The 18,786-nt window shown below is 65.0% G+C and carries 17 protein-coding genes; 7 read left to right on the forward strand and 10 right to left on the reverse strand.

The genetic code is table 11. The annotated features are described in order from the left end of the window. Nucleotides 1-36: 36 nt before the first annotated feature. From AB3147_RS20390 to AB3147_RS20415, 6 genes are all read left to right on the forward strand, one after another. Entirely contained in the window at nucleotides 37-543 is a 507-nt protein-coding gene (locus AB3147_RS20390; protein ID WP_367352821.1) for a sigma-70 family RNA polymerase sigma factor, read from the forward strand. Continuing rightward, nucleotides 540-1,520, forward strand: coding sequence for a FecR domain-containing protein (locus tag AB3147_RS20395; RefSeq protein WP_175139303.1), 981 nt, complete (start codon nucleotides 540-542; stop codon nucleotides 1,518-1,520). Before AB3147_RS20390 ends, AB3147_RS20395 begins: the two co-directional genes overlap by 4 nt. A 122-nt stretch (nucleotides 1,521-1,642) precedes the next feature. Continuing rightward, entirely contained in the window at nucleotides 1,643-4,120 is a 2,478-nt protein-coding gene (locus AB3147_RS20400) for a TonB-dependent siderophore receptor (RefSeq protein WP_367352822.1), read from the forward strand. A 1-nt stretch (nucleotide 4,121) separates the two neighbouring features. Next, on the forward strand, nucleotides 4,122-6,002 hold the full coding sequence (locus AB3147_RS20405; protein ID WP_367352823.1) for a PepSY domain-containing protein: 1,881 nt from the start codon (nucleotides 4,122-4,124) through the stop codon (nucleotides 6,000-6,002). Next, complete coding sequence (locus AB3147_RS20410) at nucleotides 5,999-6,340, forward strand: DUF3325 domain-containing protein (RefSeq protein ID WP_367352824.1); 342 nt, start codon at nucleotides 5,999-6,001, stop codon at nucleotides 6,338-6,340. The genes AB3147_RS20405 and AB3147_RS20410 overlap by 4 nt, the downstream gene beginning before the upstream one ends. 83 nt (nucleotides 6,341-6,423) lie before the next feature. Continuing rightward, nucleotides 6,424-7,257 (forward strand): PhzF family phenazine biosynthesis protein, encoded by an 834-nt coding sequence (locus tag AB3147_RS20415; protein ID WP_367352825.1) that lies wholly within the window; start codon nucleotides 6,424-6,426, stop codon nucleotides 7,255-7,257. A gap of 58 nt (nucleotides 7,258-7,315) precedes the next feature. Here AB3147_RS20415 and AB3147_RS20420 read toward each other — a convergent pair whose 3' ends face one another. The 7 genes from AB3147_RS20420 to AB3147_RS20450 form a co-directional block, all read right to left on the reverse strand. Further along, nucleotides 7,316-8,545 carry an MFS transporter gene (locus AB3147_RS20420; RefSeq protein WP_367352826.1) on the reverse strand — a complete coding sequence of 410 codons (1,230 nt, stop codon included), beginning with the start codon at nucleotides 8,543-8,545 and terminating at the stop codon, nucleotides 7,316-7,318. A gap of 142 nt (nucleotides 8,546-8,687) precedes the next feature. Further along, nucleotides 8,688-9,899 carry a PepSY-associated TM helix domain-containing protein gene (locus AB3147_RS20425; RefSeq protein WP_367352827.1) on the reverse strand — a complete coding sequence of 404 codons (1,212 nt, stop codon included), beginning with the start codon at nucleotides 9,897-9,899 and terminating at the stop codon, nucleotides 8,688-8,690. Between the two features lie 6 nt (nucleotides 9,900-9,905). Next, the gene (locus tag AB3147_RS20430; protein WP_367352828.1) at nucleotides 9,906-12,392 is read right to left on the reverse strand and encodes a TonB-dependent siderophore receptor; all 2,487 of its coding nucleotides are present in this window, start codon (nucleotides 12,390-12,392) and stop codon (nucleotides 9,906-9,908) included. A 64-nt stretch (nucleotides 12,393-12,456) separates the two neighbouring features. Continuing rightward, nucleotides 12,457-13,449 (reverse strand): FecR family protein, encoded by a 993-nt coding sequence (locus AB3147_RS20435; protein ID WP_367352829.1) that lies wholly within the window; start codon nucleotides 13,447-13,449, stop codon nucleotides 12,457-12,459. Further along, nucleotides 13,437-13,958, reverse strand: coding sequence for a sigma-70 family RNA polymerase sigma factor (locus AB3147_RS20440; RefSeq protein WP_175139312.1), 522 nt, complete (start codon nucleotides 13,956-13,958; stop codon nucleotides 13,437-13,439). Before AB3147_RS20440 ends, AB3147_RS20435 begins: the two co-directional genes overlap by 13 nt. A gap of 384 nt (nucleotides 13,959-14,342) precedes the next feature. Beyond that, the gene (locus tag AB3147_RS20445) at nucleotides 14,343-15,032 is read right to left on the reverse strand and encodes a lysozyme inhibitor LprI family protein (protein WP_367352830.1); all 690 of its coding nucleotides are present in this window, start codon (nucleotides 15,030-15,032) and stop codon (nucleotides 14,343-14,345) included. 111 nt (nucleotides 15,033-15,143) lie between these two features. Beyond that, nucleotides 15,144-15,581, reverse strand: coding sequence for a rhodanese-like domain-containing protein (locus tag AB3147_RS20450; RefSeq protein WP_367352831.1), 438 nt, complete (start codon nucleotides 15,579-15,581; stop codon nucleotides 15,144-15,146). Nucleotides 15,582-15,705: 124 nt separating this feature from the next. Here AB3147_RS20450 and ftrA point away from each other — a divergent pair, with 124 nt between their 5' ends. Next, complete coding sequence (gene ftrA, locus AB3147_RS20455; RefSeq protein WP_367352832.1) at nucleotides 15,706-16,665, forward strand: transcriptional regulator FtrA; 960 nt, start codon at nucleotides 15,706-15,708, stop codon at nucleotides 16,663-16,665. Between the two features lie 42 nt (nucleotides 16,666-16,707). On the opposite strand, the gene AB3147_RS20460 is transcribed toward ftrA, so the two are convergent. The 3 genes from AB3147_RS20460 to AB3147_RS20470 form a co-directional block, all read right to left on the reverse strand. Continuing rightward, entirely contained in the window at nucleotides 16,708-17,445 is a 738-nt protein-coding gene (locus AB3147_RS20460; protein WP_367352833.1) for a hypothetical protein, read from the reverse strand. Nucleotides 17,446-17,619: 174 nt separating this feature from the next. Further along, nucleotides 17,620-18,219, reverse strand: coding sequence for a BPSL1445 family SYLF domain-containing lipoprotein (locus AB3147_RS20465; protein WP_175125286.1), 600 nt, complete (start codon nucleotides 18,217-18,219; stop codon nucleotides 17,620-17,622). A 68-nt stretch (nucleotides 18,220-18,287) separates the two neighbouring features. After that, nucleotides 18,288-18,758 carry a YMGG-like glycine zipper-containing protein gene (locus AB3147_RS20470; RefSeq protein WP_239214211.1) on the reverse strand — a complete coding sequence of 157 codons (471 nt, stop codon included), beginning with the start codon at nucleotides 18,756-18,758 and terminating at the stop codon, nucleotides 18,288-18,290. Nucleotides 18,759-18,786: the final 28 nt, after the last annotated feature.

Below are 18,786 nucleotides of genomic sequence, written 5' to 3' on the forward strand. Positions count from 1 at the left end.
ACAATAAAGAATAATTATCATTTGCAAACGCATGCGATGTCCCTTACGAAGCAGGCCCAAGTCGAGACGCTCTATGCGGACCACCACGGATGGCTGCGGGGCTGGATTCGCAAGCAAGTAGGCAATTCCTCCGAAGCCGCCGACCTGGCTCACGACGTTTTCCTCCGCTTGCTGGGCCGGCCGGCGGTGATCGAGACGCGCGAGCCGCGCGCGTATCTCAGTACGATCGCGCGCGGGCTGCTGGTGGATCACTGGCGCCGCAGCGAGCTCGAGCGTGCCTGGCTCGCGGTGCTGGCGCGCACACCCGAAGAACTGGCGCCCTCGCCCGAGAACCGGATGCTGGTGCTGGAGGCGCTCATCAAGATCGATCAAATGCTGGATTCCCTCAAGCCGAAGGTGCGCCAGGCCTTTCTGTGGGCGCAGCTGGAGGGCATGCGCTGTCCACAGATCGCCGAACGTCTGGGCGTCTCTCTTGCCACCGCCGAACGTTATGTCGCGGCGGGCTTGCGCCAATGCTATGCCCACCGGTTTGGTGACTCGTGAGCGAGGCCGCCACGATTCCTGCCGCCGTGGTCGATGAGGCCATCGCCTGGTCGGTCAAACTGAACTTCGGTTCACCCGATCCCGACACCTGTGCCGCCTTCGAGCGCTGGCGCCGCGCGGCGCCCCTGCATGAGCGGGCCTGGTTGCGCATGCAAGCGTTGAATGCCGATTTCACTGCAGTACCGCAGGAGCTGGCGCTGGACACGCTCATCGCCATGGGGACGGCGCACGACACGCGACGGCAGCAGCGCCGTGCCTTGGTCAAGGGCATGCTGCTGCTGGGCGGACTGACGGGCACGGGCTGGGCCGTGCGCGAGCACACCCCGTGGCAGCGCATGCTGGCGGACGTAAGCACCGGCGTGGGCGTGCGCGACCGCATGACACTCGAGGACGGCACTTTCCTGGCGCTGAACACCGACAGCGCCGTAGGCGTCCGGATGGAAGGCGACAAACGCGTGCTCGTACTCTATCGCGGCGAGATCTCGATCCAGACCGGCGCCGATGCGCGGTCACCCATCAAGCGGCCGTTTTTCGTGCACACGCCGTTCGGCGCAGTCCAGGCGCTGGGCACACGATTCGTGGTGCGCCTGGACGACGATTACGCCCGGGTCAGCGTGCAGCAGCACGCCGTCGCGCTGCGGCCCGCCGACGGAGGGGCCCCGGTGATCGCCGAGACAGGCCAGACCGCACGGCTGGACCGCGTGGGCGCGCGGCTGATGAGCCAGCCTGCCATGGTGGCCGATGCCTGGCTGGACGGCGCGATCGAGGGCACGGACATGCGGCTGGCGGACCTGTTGGCCGAATTGTCGCGATACCGCCATGGCCGCATCAGTTGTGCGCCTGAGGTCGCCGATCTGCGCGTGTCGGGCACCTATCATGTGAACGACACCGACCGGACGCTTGCGTTCCTGGCGCAGACATTGCCGATCCGGCTGCGCTACAGGACCCGCTACTGGGTTGCCGTCGGGCCCGCGTGAAGCCCGTCCTCACCCGGTTTTGCGGCTGCCAAGTTTTTTTTTCATGAAAAGTGAGGGGATTTGCGGTTTCGACCGGCCTACAGGGAAAGACATCTTTCAACCTGGCCTATCAAGATTTCGCAATGACCCTCGCTCGTACCCCCAGGACGTCGCGCCTGACGCCCGTCCCGACCGTGTTGTCCACCGTTCTTTCCGGCCTGCTGTGTGGCGCCGCTCTTGGCTTTATCGCCCCAGCGGTCCAAGCGCAGGCCGGTGTCGCCGCGCAAGAAGCGGAATACACCTTCGCCATCGAAGCCGGGCCGCTTGAGCAGGCGCTGAACCAGTTTGCGCGCGCCGCCGGCGTGAATGTGTCGTTCGATGCCGCGCAGGTGAGCGGGCTGCGGTCCGAGGGGCTGCAAGGACGCTGGAGCGCCGGGCGCGGTTTGAGCGCATTGCTGTCCCGTACCGGATTCGAGGGAGTCAGGCTTTCCAGCGGCGGCTATGCCGTGCGCCGCCTGCCTGGCGGCGGCGCGACCATGCTCGAACCTGTCACCGTGACGGGGCAGGAGTACCGGCTCATGACCGAAGGCACCGGGTCCTACACCACGTCGGCGGTCACCATCGGCAAGGGCGAGCAGCAGCTGCGAGACATACCGCAATCGGTCAGCGTGGTGACACGCCAGCGCCTGGACGAGCAGAACCTGACCTCGGTATATGACGCGCTGGAAAACACCACCGGAGTGACCTTGCAACAGAGCCCGCAGGGCGGCAAATACATCTATTCCCGCGGCTTCAACAACAGCGTGATCCAGTACGACGGCGTGCCGCTGGAACGCAGCATGTATGGCCGCGCCAGCAACTACTCGGGCGGCACCGCGTTCTATGACCGCGTCGAAGTGCTGCGCGGCGCGGCCGGCCTGCTGCAGGGCTCGGGTTCCCCTGGCGGCGCGGTGAACCTGGTGCGCATGCGCCCCCTGCAGGAAGACCGCTTCATGGTCGAATCCCAGGCCGGAAGCTGGGACCGTTACGGCATGCAGTTGGACGGCAGCGCTCTGCTGAACGAAGACGGCAGCCTGCGCGGCCGCGCCCTGATCGACCGCCAGGACCAGCACTCTTTCGTGGACCGGGTAAACCTGAAGAACACCACCGTCTACGCCACGGTCGAGTACGACTTCTCGCCTCGCACGCAGGTGAATCTAGGATATAGCTACGAAGACCTGCGAGGCCGTCCTTCGATTTCCGGCCTGCCGCGCTACAGCAACGGTGAAGAGGTCGGTTTCAGGCGGTCCACCAGCTTCGGCGCAAACTGGAACCGGCAGGAGACCTCGAACCAGGGCTTCTACGCCGACTTCACGCATGCGTTCAACGACGACTGGCGTTTCAAGATGACCGGCGCCTACGTGAAAGAAAGCCAGCATCTGAAGTACACCGCGTCGAGCCGGGCGGTGAACCCCGTGACGCAGATGGCGACGGTCAGCGTGGCCAGGACGGTGGCCGACATCGATACCTCGGGCGTGGATGCAAACCTGACCGGCAAGTTCCGTGCGTTCGGCCGCACGCACGAGGTGGTCGTGGGCGCCAACTACGGACACAGCAAGATCGACACCTCCTACGCGTACCTGGTCAATTACGCGACCTTCAACGCGTTCAATTTCAATCCGAACCTGCCCGAGCCCACCACGGCCGAGATACGCGCAGACACCGACGAGGCGCGCATCGGCTCCAATCGCGAACTGGGCTTCTACGGCACCACGCGCCTGCAACTTGCCGATCCCCTGAAGCTGGTGCTGGGCGGCCGATTCAGCCGATCCAACCGGGTCTGGACGACCAACACGACTGAAGCCGGCGAGCTCGTCAACGATCAGACCAAACAGGCCAACACCCACTTCACGCCGTATGCCGGCCTGATGCTGGACCTGTCGCCGCAATGGACTACCTATGTGAGCTACACCGACATCTTCCAGCCGCAGAGCGAGGTGAATGCCGCGGGAGAGTCGCTCAAGCCGATCGTTGGTGAAAGCTACGAACTGGGCTTGAAAGGTGAGTTGCTGGACGGCCGCGTCAATACCGCATTCGCGCTCTTTCGCATCAACCAGAACAACCGCGCCCAGGTGGATTTCAACACCAGCCCGACCTGCGCTGCCGGCTATTTCTGCTACACCGATGCGGGCAAGGTACGCAGCCAGGGCTTTGACGCCGAGATCAGCGGCGAGCTGACCCGCGGCTGGAACCTCTTCGCCGGCTACACCTTCAACACGACCAAGTACCTGAAGGACCAGGACGGCGAAGGCCAGGCGTTCGCGTGGTACACGCCCAAGCACATCTTCCGGCTCTGGACCACGTATCAATTGCCCGGCGACCTGAACGCCTTCACGGTGGGCGGCGGCGTCAATGTGCAGAGCGGGCAGTCGCGCCAGATCGGCGCCACCACCGTGCACGCCAGCGGCCGCGCGGTGTGGAGCGCCTACGCGAAGTACCAGATCAACCGCAATTGGGCCGCCACGGTCAACCTCAACAACATCTTCGACAAGACCTACTACAGCGCCGTCGGCAACCTGGTCAACGGCATTCATTACGGCGATCCCCGCAACGCCATGCTGACGCTGCGCGGCACGTTCTGACATGAAGCCCGGCCTGCGCCAGCGCATGAGCTGGCTGCACACCTGGTGCGGACTGGTGTGCGCCTGGCTGCTGTGTCTGATCTTCCTGGCCGGCAGCATCAGCGTATTCCGGGGGCCGATTTCGCGCTGGATGACGGCCGAACCCGTCTTGCCGCCCGCGCCGCTGGTACTGCCGCAGGAGGCCGTGCTGGCGGCGGCCTCGCGTTTTCTCGCTGACCAGGAAGCCGACGTACGCTTCTGGCGCATCGAGCTGCCCGAAACGACGACGCAGGCGATGCGGCTGGTGTGGCGCACCAACGCCGGCGTCACGCACGAAGCCGCGATGGATCCGCGCGACGGCACCGTTTTGCCCCAGCCGTGGGGACGCAAGAGCGAAGGCGGCCGCCATTTCATGACGTTGCACTACAGCTTGCATACCGGCACGTTCGGCTTCTGGCTGGTGGGCTGGCTGACGATCGGCATGCTGGCCGCGCTGCTGTCAGGCATCGTTGTCCATAAGCGCATCTTCAAGGACTTTTTCACCTTTCGTCCGGGGCGCGGCCAGCGCGCCTGGCTTGACGGCCACAATGCGTCGGCCGTGCTCACGCTGCCGTTCCAGCTGATGATCGCCTATACCGGGCTGGCGATCTTCTACACCAGCTACATGCCAGGCCCGCTTCGTGCGGTCTATGGCGAGCAAGGGGCGGCGCGCTGGCAGGCGGAGCTTGCCAAGGAGTCGCCGCAAGCCGGGACCACGGCATTGCCCCCACGTCCTCAGCTGGACGACGGTCTGCCGGCGCGCCAGCAATTGGGCGTGCTGATGCACGCGGCGCAGACGGCGCTGGCGACCCCCGCCCGCATGATCATGGTGGAGCGCCCGGGACAGCCGCGGGAGCGCATCAGCGTGTATGGCCGGCCGGATTCTGCCGCCACGATACGCGATCTCACCAGCCCGGTCGGACGCGCCGTGTTCGACGGCGTCAGCGGCGCGTTTTCCGCCCTGCATCCAGCCGCCGGCCGGCAAGCTGGCGACGCCGCGCATGAAGTGATGGAGCGCCTGCATGTGGCCTCATATGGCGGCTGGACGATCAAGTGGCTGTACTTCGTCTGCGGACTGGCGGGCACGCTGATGATGGCGACCGGAGCGGTGCTCTACACCGTCAAGCGGCGCAACAAGGGCCAGAGCGAATTCGGCGCCGCCACGCCAGCGTTCTACCGCATTGTCGAAGCGCTCAACGTGGCGGCGATTGCGGGAGCCGCTCTGGCCTGCATCGCGTACTTCCATGCCAACCGCCTGCTCCCGGCAGCACTGCCCGCCCGCGACACCTGGGAGATCAGGGGCTTCTTCGTGGTTTGGCTCTTGAACCTGGCACATGCCTGCGTGCGGCCGGTGCGGCGCGCCTGGGTCGAACAGGTTGCCTGCACCGCGCTGCTGTGCCTCTTGCTGCCTGTGACCAACGTGCTGACCACCGGGCAACATGCGCTGGCCTATGCGCATCGAGGCGACTGGCAGGCGGCACTGGTGGAGTCCACCATCGTCGTCCTTGGCGGACTGTTCACCCTGCTGGCCTGGCGCCTGCGCGCGGGGGACTGGACCGCTCCCCGGCAGGCACGCGTGACGGCCGCGCCGCATGGCCATCGCTGGCGTGTGCTGGCCCGGGTGCTCTGCGCGGTGCTGGGCGGCTACGCGCTGGCGACCGTGAGCGCCATCGTCCTGGCTCAGCTCCTGCCGCTTGGCGGCCTCGTCAGCCCCGCGATCGGGGTGGTCGTGGCCAGCCTGCTGAGCTTTCTGATCTACACGGTGGCAGGGCTGTGGGTGTTCGCGGCGCAGAATGCGTGGCGGTGGCTGCTGACCGGCATTACCGTGCTGGCAGCGCTGGCCTGGGCGATGGGGACCGCATGAGCACCACGATCGCAGCCCTGGCCGCGCTGGCGCTGGCCTTCGCCACCTTTGCCTGCCTGGCGCTGGCAATGGACCGGCATCACGAACAGGCAACGGGTCACGAAACCATAACGTCCGGGCTCAGATTCGGCTTGCGTCTGGGCGCCGCGCTGCTGGCGCTTGCTGCGATGGCCGCCTGCCTGCAGGCCTGGGGTATCGCGGTGGCGACACTGGTCTGGCTCGGCATGCTGTCATGCGGCGCGATCCTGACCACCCTCACGCTCAGCTATGCGCCGCGGCGGCTTCGGGCTCTGGCCGCGATGGCGGCGTTGCTGGGCTTGGGCCTGGCCAGCACCTGAAACAGCCCGGCTGAACCTCGGCGCATTGCCTTATTCTTGCCCCCTATACACAATTGCCACACCGAGACAACAGAGAAAACCTCATGCACATTCACCGGATCGCTGCATTCACCAACCAGGGCCAAGGCGGAAATCCCGCCGGCGTCGTTCTTGCGGATCAACTCCCCTCGCCCGACGAAATGCAAAGGGTGGCGGCCGAGGTCGGCTATTCGGAAACGGTCTTCTCTTGTCCAAACGGCGATGGTTCGTGGCGCACCCGGTACTACTCGCCTGAAGCCGAAGTCGCCTTTTGCGGGCATGCGACCATCGCGCTAGGCGCGGTGCTTGGGCAGACCGTGGGGCCGGCCCGGTATCCGCTGGCCCTGGCAAACGCCCGAATCGAAGTGTCGGCTGAAATCCAGGATGGCGAATGGATAAGCGTGCTGCGCTCGCCGCCGACGCGCAGCGCACTCGCCAGCCCCGAGTTGTTAGCCGAGGCGCTCGAACTCTTCGGCTACGCAATGGACGACCTGGATCCCACGCTCGCGCCCTGCATGGCCAACGCGGGGATCGACCACTTGATTGTCCCGCTGGTTTCACGCGCCGCATTGGCGCGCATGAACTACGACCTCGACCAAGGACGGCACTTCATGCAAGCGCATCGCATCGGAACCATCGCGTTCGTGTTCAGCGAGAGCGATACCCTGTTCCACGCGCGCAACGCGTTTGCCATTGGCGGCGTGCTGGAAGACCCGGCAACCGGCGCAGCCGCCGCGGCTTTTGCCGGAATGCTGCGCGACCTGGGCCGGAAAGCCCATGGCGAAATCGTCATCCTGCAAGGCGAGGATATGGGCATGCCCTGCCGCATCGAAGTGGCGTTCTCGGGGGAGCCGGGATCCCCGGTGAATGTGCGCGGCAAGTCGTCGGCAATCGGCTAGGCGCGCGGGCCGGCCGGCCGCGGGACGGATAAATCCGTCACCGCGTTCAGCACGATGTTCAAGAAGGCGCTGGGGAAGTACGCCCGTCCCGGGGCAAGAAAAACAGCACCAACAACGAGCAAGCGCCGGCGCAAAGGAACGCGATATCGTACCTGCCGCTGAACGCCACCGTGGCCGCGAAAGCAGCCGGCGCCACGATGTTCACCAAACTGACCAATATCGAGGCTCCCGCAGCCGTTTCTGCGATCTGGTGGGCAGGCGAGCGGCGGGCGACCTCCGCAATCTGCACACCGTTCCAGCTTGCCGCAGAGCACCCGGCGACCAAGGCTAGAACCATGAGAGACCAGAGCGGCCATTGCGGGGTGGTAAATCCCAAGAGGATCGTCGTGCCTGCCGAGAACAGGGCGGCAATCGACAAACTTCCGGTGGCCGACCCCAAGCGGTCAGAAAGCCAACCCAACGCAATCCTGCCGACGACCCCTCCTACCTGCATCACGGCAAATACCGCTCCCGCCAGGCTCAATGAAAAGCCCAGCCGGTCCACCAGGTAAACCACGGAGAACGCGAACCAGCAGCTTTGGGATACGGCAAACAGGCTGCCCACAATCGACATCTTCAACAAGCCGCGATTGCTTCTCAGCGACGCCAACGGCACGCTGAGCATGCGTAACGAGTGCAGCGTAGGCATCATGGACGGCCGCCGCTTCTTCGCCGAGCCCTTCACATCCAGGATCCCGCTCAATCGCCAGGTCAGCGCGGTTGGCACCAAAACAATTACCGCACAGACAACGAGGGCCAGGCGCCACCCGACAAGGGCGATGACTACCGGAATACACAGCCCCGCGATCATTCCGCCCAGTGGCACACCCGCCTGCTTGACCGAGAACATGAGATTGCGCATCTCCGGCGGTGAGAATCTCTGCAGCACCTCACTTCCGGCCGGATTCGCGGCACCGTTGCTCATCCCCATGGCAAAGCAGGCCACCAGGGCCACGGCCATGCTCGGGTAATAGAAAAACGCCATGCTTGCCGTTCCCACAACCAGAGCCAGCTGCAAGCTGCGCGTGCCTCCAATTTGCCGAAGCATGGACGATCCGACAACGAGAATCATCAGGCCGCCTAGCGCGTTGCTCGCAGTCAGGTAGCCGATGGAACTCCCGCTCCATCCGAACTCTTCGGACATCGCAGTCGCAACGATCGGGATAAGGCGTGAAAGAAACGCGGAGACAGTCTGTAGCGTGAAAATGGCCACGACAGGCATGACCCACGCGGTAGAAGAGCTCTTCATGGCGGCAGGACTCAAAGGGGTGACGAGGGCGATCCCCCGTTGAAGCCAAGCGAAATGATACCGACTGCGGCCTGACTCGCTACCGGCGACCTGGGCACCGCCGCCGCGGAGCCGTCTCTAGCTGGGGATTCCGACCTGCCTCTCAGATGCCGCCCTGGCCCCGCCCTCCCGCGCCCCGGCGCGCCTTGCGCCGCACGCGCCACACCAGAAAACCCGTCACGCACAACAACGCCACCACCAGCCCCGTCACCGCGACCAGCACCTGGCCGGGCCAGCCGAGGATGCGGCCGGTGTGCAGCGGGTACTGCCAGATCAGGAAGCGATCGCCGGCCGTACCGCTGTCGTATCCCGTCATGCCGCGCAGCATGCCGGTCTGATCATCGATGAAGATCTGTTCATAGCGCAGGCGCAGCGCGCGCTCGCGCATGCCGTCTTCCTTGAAGGCGATGCGATAAACGCCTTTGTCCGGCAGATGGCTGGCGTACCAGGGCAGGAAGCCGAGAGCCGCTGGGGGCAGATGCTCGCGTGCGCGCGCAATGGCCGCCTGGATGCCATACGCGGGCGGCGGTCGCGTTCCGGCATGGCGGGGCAGGCTTTGGACGGGATGCGGCGTGATCGGGGAAAACAGCCTGACGGCCGGCCGGAAGATCTCGTTGCCCAGATTGAAGTACACGCCCGAGCCCGCGAGTCCGATAGCCGCGGCCAGGGTCCAAAGACCGCCCGCACGGTGCAGATCAAAGGTGAGCCGCTGCCGGGAGGCGCCGCGTTTGATCTGCCACGCGGGCTTCCACTTCTGCCAGAACGCCCGCCTGCCCTGGGCCCACCCCGGCAGGGTGAGCCACGCGCCAATCAGCGACGCCAGCAACCAGAAGAGCGCCAGGCCGCCCACCAGCCACATGCCCCATGGCGCAGGCAAAAGGAACGTGCGGTGCAGCTGGTTCATCCAGCCCATGAGATGCGGCAGGTCCATGCGCCACGCGCCCCACTGGCGCTGCCCCAGCACCGCGCCAGTCGCGGGGTCGACGAACAGACGGTTGAACGCCAGTGAGGGGGACGCGCCCTCGGCCGGCGGCCTGCGCGCCGCGACCGTAAGCTCGATGGCGTCGCCCGGGCGCGTGTCGAGCGGCAGCAGTGCGACGCGCAGGCGCGGGTCGGCCGCTTCCACGCGCGCGATCAAGACGTCGGGCGGCAGCGCCACGCCTTGCCGTGCAGGAGTGAACAGCTGGGGGTTGAGCCAGCGGTCGAGCTCGTGCTGGAACGCCAGGACACTGCCGGTCACGGCGTTGACCAGCAGCAGCAGGAGCATGGTCAGGCCCAAATAACGATGAACCTGGACCCAGGCCTTGCGCGCCATGGCGGCTTACCAGCGGTGCGTATACGTCATGCTGAGCACTGCGCCCGCCGCCGGCAGGCGGCTGTTGTTGTTGCCGCTGCGCAGCAGTTGGCTGTAGAGCGGCAGGTATTGGCGATTGAAGAGGTTCTGCACGCTGAACGTGAACCAGTTCTGCTTGTCGAGATCGTAACGGGCCATCACGTCGACGGTCAGGTAGCTTTTCACGTCGGCGCGCGCGAATTGCGTACGGCCATCAGAGAGGCGATAGTCGCGCGCGCCGAAGTAAGTCAGCTCCGCGCGCGTGCGCCAGCGCTCGCTGGGCTGGTATTGCGCGTAGGCGGTGAGCTTCAGGGGCGGAATGCGATAGCCCGTCATGATGCGCGTATCGCTCGCGCCCGGCGCCTTCTCCTTGCCGTACATCCACGTGAACGTGCCGCCCACGGCCCAGACGTCGTCGTCGAAGTAGTGGTCCACGGTAGCTTCGACACCGTGGATGCGTTCGCGCGTCCGCGTGAGCGTGAGGCCGTTGTTGAAGGACTGCACCGCGCCAAGGTCGGAGTCGGAGCGGAACACGGCCAGCGAGGCGGCGGTGCTGGCAAAGCGTCCGCGCCAGCCGAGTTCGTAGTTGTTGGTCTTGACTGCCTGCAGCTCTGACGAGTTTATGTCGAAGCCCGCACGCGCATTGCGCAGTTGCAGGCCCACGTCAGGAAGGTCAAAACCCTGGCTGAACGAGGCGTACAGCTCATGATTGTCGGCGGGCTGGAACATCACGCCCGCGTTGTACATGAACGCGTCGTAGCTGATGCGCCCGCCTTCCACGGTGGCGGGCCGGGCCAGGCGCGACTGCGACAACGGCTGGAAATCATCGAACCAGGCGCTCGACCGCTCGTAACGCACGCCCGCCTCTGCCGACCACCGTTCATTGAAGCGGTGTTGAAGCTGCGTGAAGATACCGACGCTGCGCGTGGTGGTCCAGGGCAGATAGGTATTCGTGCCGATGCGCCGGAATTGCAGACCGCCGCTCTGGTCGTAGATCTGCGGGTCGTACACGTCCAGGGGCATTTCACTGCGCTCCTGGATGAAGTCCGCCCCCCAGCTGAGCGCGGTATCGCCCGAAGCAGTCAACGGCGTGTCGATGGTAAGGCGGCCGCCAAAGATCTTGTTGTTCTGCATGACCTGGTCGACGTTGTTGCCGCGATTCACGTTGGCGCGCGAGTCCGATGGCGCGAAACGCGTGCTGCTGTCGCGGGCATAGGCCAGCGCCGAGAGGCTGCTGCCCCAAAGGTCCCGGTGGTCGTAGCTCAGACTGACCAGCGTATTCTCGACCTCGTTCTGGCGCGCGAGATCCAGGCCTCTAATGGCGCGGGCATTGGTCGAGCCAAGCGGCGTGCGGGACACGGCAGGATCGCTGGCGTAGTCCGTATCCTGCCGGGCGCGCAGGTAACTGGCGGCCAGTTGCACGCGCTGATTGGCGTCGATGCGAAAGCCGAGCTTGCCACCGATGCTGTAGGTGTTGGAGTCAAACAGATCGCCCTGGCTGGCATCCGGCGCGATGCGGTCACCATGCGCATCGTACGAGCCGCCGATGCGGCGGTACGAGAGATCCAGCTCGTAATCGACCCGGTCCTTGCTACCCGAGAAAAAGTGCTGCACCTGACCGCCCATCCCCGCTGCGCCCGGGTTCGACAGCGACATGTCCATGCCGACCTTCGTCTCGGCGATGGGCTCGCCACCCGGCTGGCGGGTGGTGATCGAAATGATGCCACCGGTGGCGCCGCTGCCGTAGATGGCGTTGCTGCCGCGCACGACTTCGATACGTTCGATGCGCCCCGGATCGACGTTGACCAGGTTGCGCGAGGAGTCGCGATTCGTGTTCATGGGAATGCCGTCCACGAGAATCAGCGCGTTCCGTCCACGCAGCGTCTGACCGAAATCGGTCAGGTTCCGGCTTGAATCCGACATGCCAGGCACCGCCTTGGTCAGCATCGTGGCCAGATTGGGCGAGTTGTCGCGCAAGTCGTCGAGCGTTTCGCCCTCGATCACGGTGACCGAGCGGGTGGGCGCCATCAGGTTGCTGGCAAGACGGTCGGTGCTCACCGAGACGACCGGCAGGGTTTGGACCTCGGGCGCGGCAGCGTCCGCGCGATTGGGCAAGCGCTGTATCGTGATGGCGCCGCTTGCGAGGCTGACCGCCTGCAGGTCAGAACCCGCCAAAACGCGTTGCACGGCTTCGAATGCGGTCATGCGGCCAGAGAGCGCGGGGGCCTGACGGCCAACGAGCAGCGCCGGGTCGGCGGCAATACTGCGTCCCCCCAACTGGCCGATGCGGGTAAGGCTCCCGGTCAAGGGGCCGGCGGGCAGGTTCAGGTCGATCTGGGCACCGGCTGCCGCAGCACCGGCTGCCGCAGCATCCGCCGCCTCTGCGCTGAGGGGAAAGGTCAGCGGGGCTGCGGCGCAGGCCAGCCAACCGGCGACGGCCAGGGGCCGCAGGGGCGCTGTAAATCGGTATGGCATGAAAGCTTCTCCAGGTTTCGTTTCACCCTTGTTGTGGAGCGAGAACGAAAAACCCCTCACCGATTCACGTATTTTTTTCGGGCACGTCGATCGAGATAAGCCATCCGAGCCGGCGGGTCCGCAAGCCGAGGCTCGCCGACACCGCCTGGATAGCCTGCTCAGGATCATCAAGGGCGAACACGCCGAAGACCGGAAGGCGGCGTGCCGCTGGCGCCACGCGCAGGACACCCACGTAATACGCCTGCAATGCCTGGACCACGTCTTCGAGCGGGGCATTGTCGACGCTGAGCATGCCGGTTTGCCAGCTGGCCAGTGCCGTGGGATCGCCGGACAAGGGTTGCAGACCCCTCCGGGTCAGCCGGACGCCTTGGCTGGATTGCAGCGTGGCCTGGCTACCGTCCGCGGCGGATACGCTTACCGGGCCGTCCAGCGCCACGACCCGAACAGAATCGCCGTGATGAGCCGCCATGACGCGCCCGCTGGCTGACCGCAGCGTGCCGTAGGAAGTGCCGATCGCCAGAGCCGACGCCGCGTGCGCGTGCACCCGCGCAATCAAGCCTCCCGCTCTGAGCGAGATTTGCCGGTGTGCACCGGAGAAATCAAGATCCACGGCCGAGCGCGCGTCGAGCATCACGTGGCTGCCGTCGGGGAGGTCGAAGCTGCGGCGTTCGCCCGTGCCCGTGCTCAGATCGGCCAGCATCTGACTGATTGGCCGCGCACGATCCAGCGCCATCAGACCCCCACCTGCCGTGCCTGCCAACACCAGCGCGCCGCGCAGCATTTGCCGCCGGCGCTTGTGCAGGAGCGCCTTGCGCGCCGCGAGCAACTGGCCATGCGACGGCCCATTGAGTTCCTGCACGACCGTGATCGGTTGCTGCAGCACGCCCGTCACGCGGCGCCACGCCTGGGCGTGGCGGGGATCGGCATCATGCCACCGTTCAAACGCGTCGCGGTCGGCGGCCGACATGCGGCCGGCTTCCAGGCTTACCTGCCAATCGACCGCCGCCTCCAAAATCGTCGAGTCGGGCTGGCGCTCGTCAGCCGTCAGGGTTCGCATGCCAGGCACTGCAGCAGCGCGCGCTTCATATAGCGCTCGACGGTGGCGAGCGACACCCCCAACGCCTGCGCAATCTCGGGATAGCGCATGCCATCGAGCCTGCTGTACAGGAATGCCGTCTTGACAGGAACCGGCAGTTGATCAAGCGCCCGATCTATGCGCTCGATCGCTTCAAGCAACAGGGCGCGCTGCTCGGCGGAGAGCGCCACGGCCTCAGGCACTGCCATCAGGGATTGCAGATAGGCGCGCTCCAGATCCTGCCGCCGCCATAGATGAAACAGCACGCGCTTGGCGATCGTGGAGAGAAACGCACGCGGTTCGCGTAGATGCGGCGCGTCACCCGACTCCGCCAACTGCACGAATGTCTCGGCCGCGACGTCTTCCGCGTCGGCACGGTTGCGCAGGCGCGCACACAAACGGCCCAAAAGCCAGGGCTGATGGTCTCGGTACAAGGACGCTAGAAGCGAACCGTGCGGGGCGGTCAGGGGCGAGGAAACGGAGGACGTCATCAGAGCAAGCGGGGATCATTCCGCGCCGGAACAGACGAGCCCCGGCCAAATCGTAATGTAAATAAGAGCCATTCTTGATAAATCTTACCCTGAAAAGGCTTCTATTTCCGGCTGGTGCGTGAGATGAAGTTGGGGTTTCTGCGTACCCCGGGCGTGGCGGGGGCTTTTCCGACGCGCTGAACAACTACGCTGTGGCTTATGCAGATCAGAACGAAGCGGACGGCGCCGCCTTCAATCCTGCGTGCCGCTCAGGAAGGCAGGAAGCCCGCAGCGACGAAGACATCGCAGCCGATGTCGGCCTCGGAAGGCGCCGCGTGTTGGCGATAATCTTGTGCGGGTATGGCGCTTGCGCCTCGACCCGCAGCCATGCATTTCGGCTATCGCTCAGCGTATCGGAAAAAACGTGCCGGCCAAGGTTCCATTCGCGCCGCAATAAGGCGGACCCGATGCACCCGCGCCGGGCGGCTGTTCCTCCACGACCAAGGCATCGCCCTGGCGCTTCAGGTTCAGTACCCAGCCCTTCGTGTCGACGCTCTTGACCTGCAGCCGTTCGCCCTTGGCCTTGCCGGAAGCCTCCACGTTGCACGACCAGCTTCCGGTGCGCGGCTTTTCGGCCGATCCTTCATACAGGATGTCGCCGTCGGGCTCCTTCCAGAGCGTGATCTCGCCCGAGATGTTGCGCCATCTGCCGGTAAAGCCCTTGCGTTCAGCCAAATCCAGCGAGGCAAGGAACGCGTCCCGGTGCTTCATGCGGGTCGCGATTTCCTCGACTGACTTGTCTTTGTCGAACGGCTGCTCGAAGGCATCGTCGCGCACCTTGGTGAAATCGCGCTGGTCGCGCAACAGCGCTTCGGCCGTGACGGCGTCCAGAGATTTACGCGCCTCGTTGTAGCGCTTGGCGATGCTCGCATCGAGCGCCGCAAGTTGCGGGTTCGCGCAGATGGCCTTTTCTGCGCCCGTGCGCGCCTTGGCGCAGTCGAACGAAGGCGAAGCCTGCGGCGCCGCCGTGGCGGTCAGGGAGAGTGCGCACAGCGCAGCGGCGCAGGCGGCAGGGAGCGAGGTTTTGGTCGGCATGGTGCCGTGGATGATAGCGAGAATTCAGGCGGCGTAGGGTCAAAATGATCTTTGCCCTGACTGGCGCGAAACGATACCTCCGCCCCCCACGAAAGGTGCGGGATTTCAAGGCTATTTGCGCTCAGATCCTTCACCGCCCTGCCCGTCATCAATTCCCGCAAGCGGCAAACGCTCGTCGAGCCATCCCGTGATCCCGCCGCGCATCACCTTTACCGGCCGCCCTAACTGAGCAAGCCGTATCGCGCCCCGTGTCGCGCCATTGCAATGCGGACCTGCGCAGTACGTCACGAACAGCGTGTCCACGGGATAGCTCGCCAATTTCGACTCGACTATCTTTCCGTGCGGCAGATTCACCGCGCCCGGCACATGGCCCTGCGCGAACAGCGTGGGACTACGCACGTCCAGCAGCACGAAACCGGGTGAGCCGCTGGCGAACGCGCCGGCGACATCTGAACAATCGGTCTCGAATTGCAGTTCTGCGCGAAAGTGGGCGAGCGCGGATGCGCTGTCGGCGGCGGGGATGGCGGTGACGGGGTTGGGGGTCGGCATGTTTGTACTCTGTGTGAATGGGCCAAAGAAGCGATGCTGGAAGATCGATCCAGGAGCCTCATTCTGACGGCGGACCGCGCGCCGGATAAGTGGCGTAAATGACAATTACCGGTAACATCACGCCATGGAAAAACACCTTGTCGTCGCGCTGGCTTATGACCGGCTGTGTACTTTCGAATTCGGCTGTGTGACCGAGCTGTTTGCGCTCGAGCGTCCCGAGCTCGACGTCGATTGGTATCGCTTCGCGGTCTGCGCAGTCGAGCCCGGCCCGCTGCGCGCGGCAGGCGGCATCACCGTGGCGGCGCCCTACTCGCTCAAGCTACTTGATCGGGCGGATACGATCGTCGTGCCCGGCTGGCGCGACGCGGACGAGTTGCCGCCTGCGCCCTTGCTGAAAAAGCTCCGGATGGCTTACCAGCGCGGCGCGCGGCTCTGTTCGATTTGTTCCGGTGTGTTCGTGCTGGCGGCGGCGGGCGTCCTTGATGGAAAGACCGTCACCACGCACTGGCGATACGCCGCCAAGCTGCAGCAGCGCTACCCGCAAGTGCGCGTTCAGCCGGACGCGCTGTATGTCGATGAAAGGCAGATCATCACATCGGCGGGCTCGGCAGCCGGTCTGGACATGTTGCTCCACCTGGTGCGACGCGATTATGGGGGGGCCGTTGCAAATCGGGTGGCGCAACGGCTCGTGGTGGCTCCGCACCGGGAAGGCGGGCAGGCGCAATTTGTGCCGCGCCCCATGCCGCACGATGAAAGCGGGCGATTGGCCAAGCTGATGGACTGGATGCGCCTGCATCCTGCTTTGCCACACACCCTGCGATCACTGGCAGAGCGTGCAGCCATGAGCCCGCGCACGTTGCAACGGCAGTTTCAAGACGCCACGGGCATGGCGCCGTATGAATGGCTGGTCCGCGAACGCGTGGCCGCGGCGCGTGACATGCTGGAGGCCAGAACGCCGTTGCCGATTGGCCGCATCGCCGAACTCGCCGGGTTCGGCTCCGAGGAGTCCATGCGCAGGCACTTCCGGCGCATCGTGATGACGAGTCCGGCCGCTTACCGCGATAAGTTCGGCAACGGCGCGTAGGCGTGTTGACGATCCCCGCTCAAGTCGTGGCAGCCGTCCGCCTCACCAGCGGATCTTATACGGATCGTCCCCCAACCCCCATACACCGTTTTTCCGTTCCAGCATGATGTGCCGGGTCTGCCACTCGTCAGGCTGATCCCTCGAAGCAAAGCCGCTTATCTGGGGATAGAACGCGGGGTCCGCTGCCCAATCCGCCGTGGCGCGATCCAGCCGCCATTCGAACTTCACCGCCGACACCGCGTTGGGGTTGTCGTCGAAAGGATTCTTGCCCGGCTTGGAGTAGTCCAGGATCTTGCCGACCTGCAGACCAGGGGCGCAGAACTTCGCGGTATAGACCAGCTTGGAAGCGAGGCGGACCTCGCCATCGGTGTAGTACGCACGGCCCTTTTCGGTCAGCGCCATGTGGCTGGTGGCGTCGTCGGGATCCTCATCCGGTTTTGGAGGTGAACCATCGCCGTCAGCACTGACGCGCTTGACCGTGATGAGTCCGTGTTTGATCAGCCCCTGCACGACCTTGTCCTGTTCTTCCAGGAAGACCGTATAGACATCGGTCGGCAAGGGCCGCACACCCACCACATTGACGCAGGCGCTGCCCGGGGCATTGGTGGGCGTTTCCATGGCGGCGACCAGGATCTTGTGTATCTTGCTTTCGGTCAGGCCTGGACCCAGCGGGGATTCCCTCCAGGCATAAAACCCCACGGCTGCGGCGATGGCCAGACCCAAGGCCCAGGCCTTGCGCGGAATCCGGCGGCGTTTGGTCGTGCGCTGCTGCTGATTCATTCCCTTCCTTGCGGCTGGTGGACTCGCGATAATACCGCGCAGCGCAAGGGGCCTGCGAGCCCCGGGAGGCGACCTCAGGCGATTGCCGGCCCAGGGCATCTGCCATCGAAGCCACAGGCCCGCAAGAGTCACCGTCGTCCTGAAAGTGACTCCGCGGGCGGTCCACTTCGGCCTTCACGGCTCGTACTTCGAGATCTTCGTTCCCTCTAGCGAGACGCCGGCCATCAGGCCTCCGTTGTTCATCACGAAGCCAACAATCGGCTGCTTCGCAGTGTTCGTGTCGATGCGTCCGTTGGCGCCGATATTCACGATCGCCACCGTGGCATCGGCGCCGACCGTCCAGCCACTGCTGTTGCGAAACTTGTTCAAGGCATCATCCGTCATGAACAGCAGGACCATGGCCTTTGATTGCGCGCCCGCCTGAAAGCCGATCGACCCCGACGTAGTGCGGTAGTAGCCTACCGCCGACTGCCCTACGCGCAGCACACCTTTGCCATGCTCGGCTCCGACGATGAAGCTCCCGCTGAGCACATCCGGGAACACCAGCACGCCCCTGGCGCGAGCGACCAGCTCACGGGATGACGGCGCGGCTTCGTAAAGCTTGGATAAGGTCGCATTGGCCGCGTCGTCCAAAGCAGCCCGCGTATCGGTCTTGGGCGCAGCAGACGGTTTGGACGGCGGTGTCGTGGTACAGCCGCCAAACAGAAAGCCAGCCGCAATGATGGTGAAGAGGGCCATACCGGTCCGGCAGACTGCGGAATATTTATGAGACATGACGTACTCCTTTTGTGGTGTGTCGCACGGGAAACTGGGTAACGCATGAAAAAACACGCCCTGCGCGTTCACGGCCCGACCTGATAGCCGCGCTGCTGCATGCAAGCGGCATAAGCCGACGAAGCGTTCGCACTCTGCTGCGCCTGGTTCGCACGATCCTGACGCCGGTCCTGTCGTTGGCGCGACCCGCCCACCACCATGCCCGCCGCGGCGGCGTCCTTCGCCTGGTTCTGCCGGTACGCCTGCTTGGTGTCGTCATCCATACGGTCATACACCTCTTCGTGCTGGCGCCCACGCGCGCCTGCGACGACAGCGCCCGCCGTGGCGCCGGCTGCTGCGCCACGGGCTCGTCCGCCAGCCGAAGGCGTGTCGGCGGCCGCCGCGCTCGACGTGTTGGCCGACTGCGCCTGGCACGCGGCGATGTCCTGCTGGGTCAATTCGGGAGTCTGGCCTTTGAGCGGCGTAACGGTCTGGGCGGCCGTCGACAGGCAGACGCCTGAGAGCACGATCGCCATGCAAGGGAAAATCGACTTGTTCATGAAAATCTCCAGGTCCGCATCGTTGGAA

The sequence above is a fragment of the Achromobacter animicus genome, from assembly GCF_040775605.1.
Lineage (GTDB): Bacteria > Pseudomonadota > Gammaproteobacteria > Burkholderiales > Burkholderiaceae_B > Achromobacter > Achromobacter animicus.

What these genes read in the sequence shown, in the direction of transcription:
- AB3147_RS20390 (WP_367352821.1), top strand. Translation starts at nt 37, where the DNA reads ATGTCCCTTACGAAGCAGGCCCAAGTCGAGACGCTCTATGCGGACCAC.
- AB3147_RS20400 (WP_367352822.1), top strand. Translation starts at nt 1,643, where the DNA reads ATGACCCTCGCTCGTACCCCCAGGACGTCGCGCCTGACGCCCGTCCCG.
- AB3147_RS20405 (WP_367352823.1), top strand. Translation starts at nt 4,122, where the DNA reads ATGAAGCCCGGCCTGCGCCAGCGCATGAGCTGGCTGCACACCTGGTGC.
- AB3147_RS20410 (WP_367352824.1), top strand. Translation starts at nt 5,999, where the DNA reads ATGAGCACCACGATCGCAGCCCTGGCCGCGCTGGCGCTGGCCTTCGCC.
- AB3147_RS20415 (WP_367352825.1), top strand. Translation starts at nt 6,424, where the DNA reads ATGCACATTCACCGGATCGCTGCATTCACCAACCAGGGCCAAGGCGGA.
- AB3147_RS20420 (WP_367352826.1), bottom strand. Translation starts at nt 8,545, where the DNA reads ATGAAGAGCTCTTCTACCGCGTGGGTCATGCCTGTCGTGGCCATTTTC.
- AB3147_RS20425 (WP_367352827.1), bottom strand. Translation starts at nt 9,899, where the DNA reads ATGGCGCGCAAGGCCTGGGTCCAGGTTCATCGTTATTTGGGCCTGACC.
- AB3147_RS20430 (WP_367352828.1), bottom strand. Translation starts at nt 12,392, where the DNA reads ATGCCATACCGATTTACAGCGCCCCTGCGGCCCCTGGCCGTCGCCGGT.
- AB3147_RS20435 (WP_367352829.1), bottom strand. Translation starts at nt 13,449, where the DNA reads ATGCGAACCCTGACGGCTGACGAGCGCCAGCCCGACTCGACGATTTTG.
- AB3147_RS20440 (WP_175139312.1), bottom strand. Translation starts at nt 13,958, where the DNA reads ATGACGTCCTCCGTTTCCTCGCCCCTGACCGCCCCGCACGGTTCGCTT.
- AB3147_RS20445 (WP_367352830.1), bottom strand. Translation starts at nt 15,032, where the DNA reads ATGCCGACCAAAACCTCGCTCCCTGCCGCCTGCGCCGCTGCGCTGTGC.
- AB3147_RS20450 (WP_367352831.1), bottom strand. Translation starts at nt 15,581, where the DNA reads ATGCCGACCCCCAACCCCGTCACCGCCATCCCCGCCGCCGACAGCGCA.
- ftrA (WP_367352832.1), top strand. Translation starts at nt 15,706, where the DNA reads ATGGAAAAACACCTTGTCGTCGCGCTGGCTTATGACCGGCTGTGTACT.
- AB3147_RS20460 (WP_367352833.1), bottom strand. Translation starts at nt 17,445, where the DNA reads ATGAATCAGCAGCAGCGCACGACCAAACGCCGCCGGATTCCGCGCAAG.
- AB3147_RS20465 (WP_175125286.1), bottom strand. Translation starts at nt 18,219, where the DNA reads ATGTCTCATAAATATTCCGCAGTCTGCCGGACCGGTATGGCCCTCTTC.
- AB3147_RS20470 (WP_239214211.1), bottom strand. Translation starts at nt 18,758, where the DNA reads ATGAACAAGTCGATTTTCCCTTGCATGGCGATCGTGCTCTCAGGCGTC.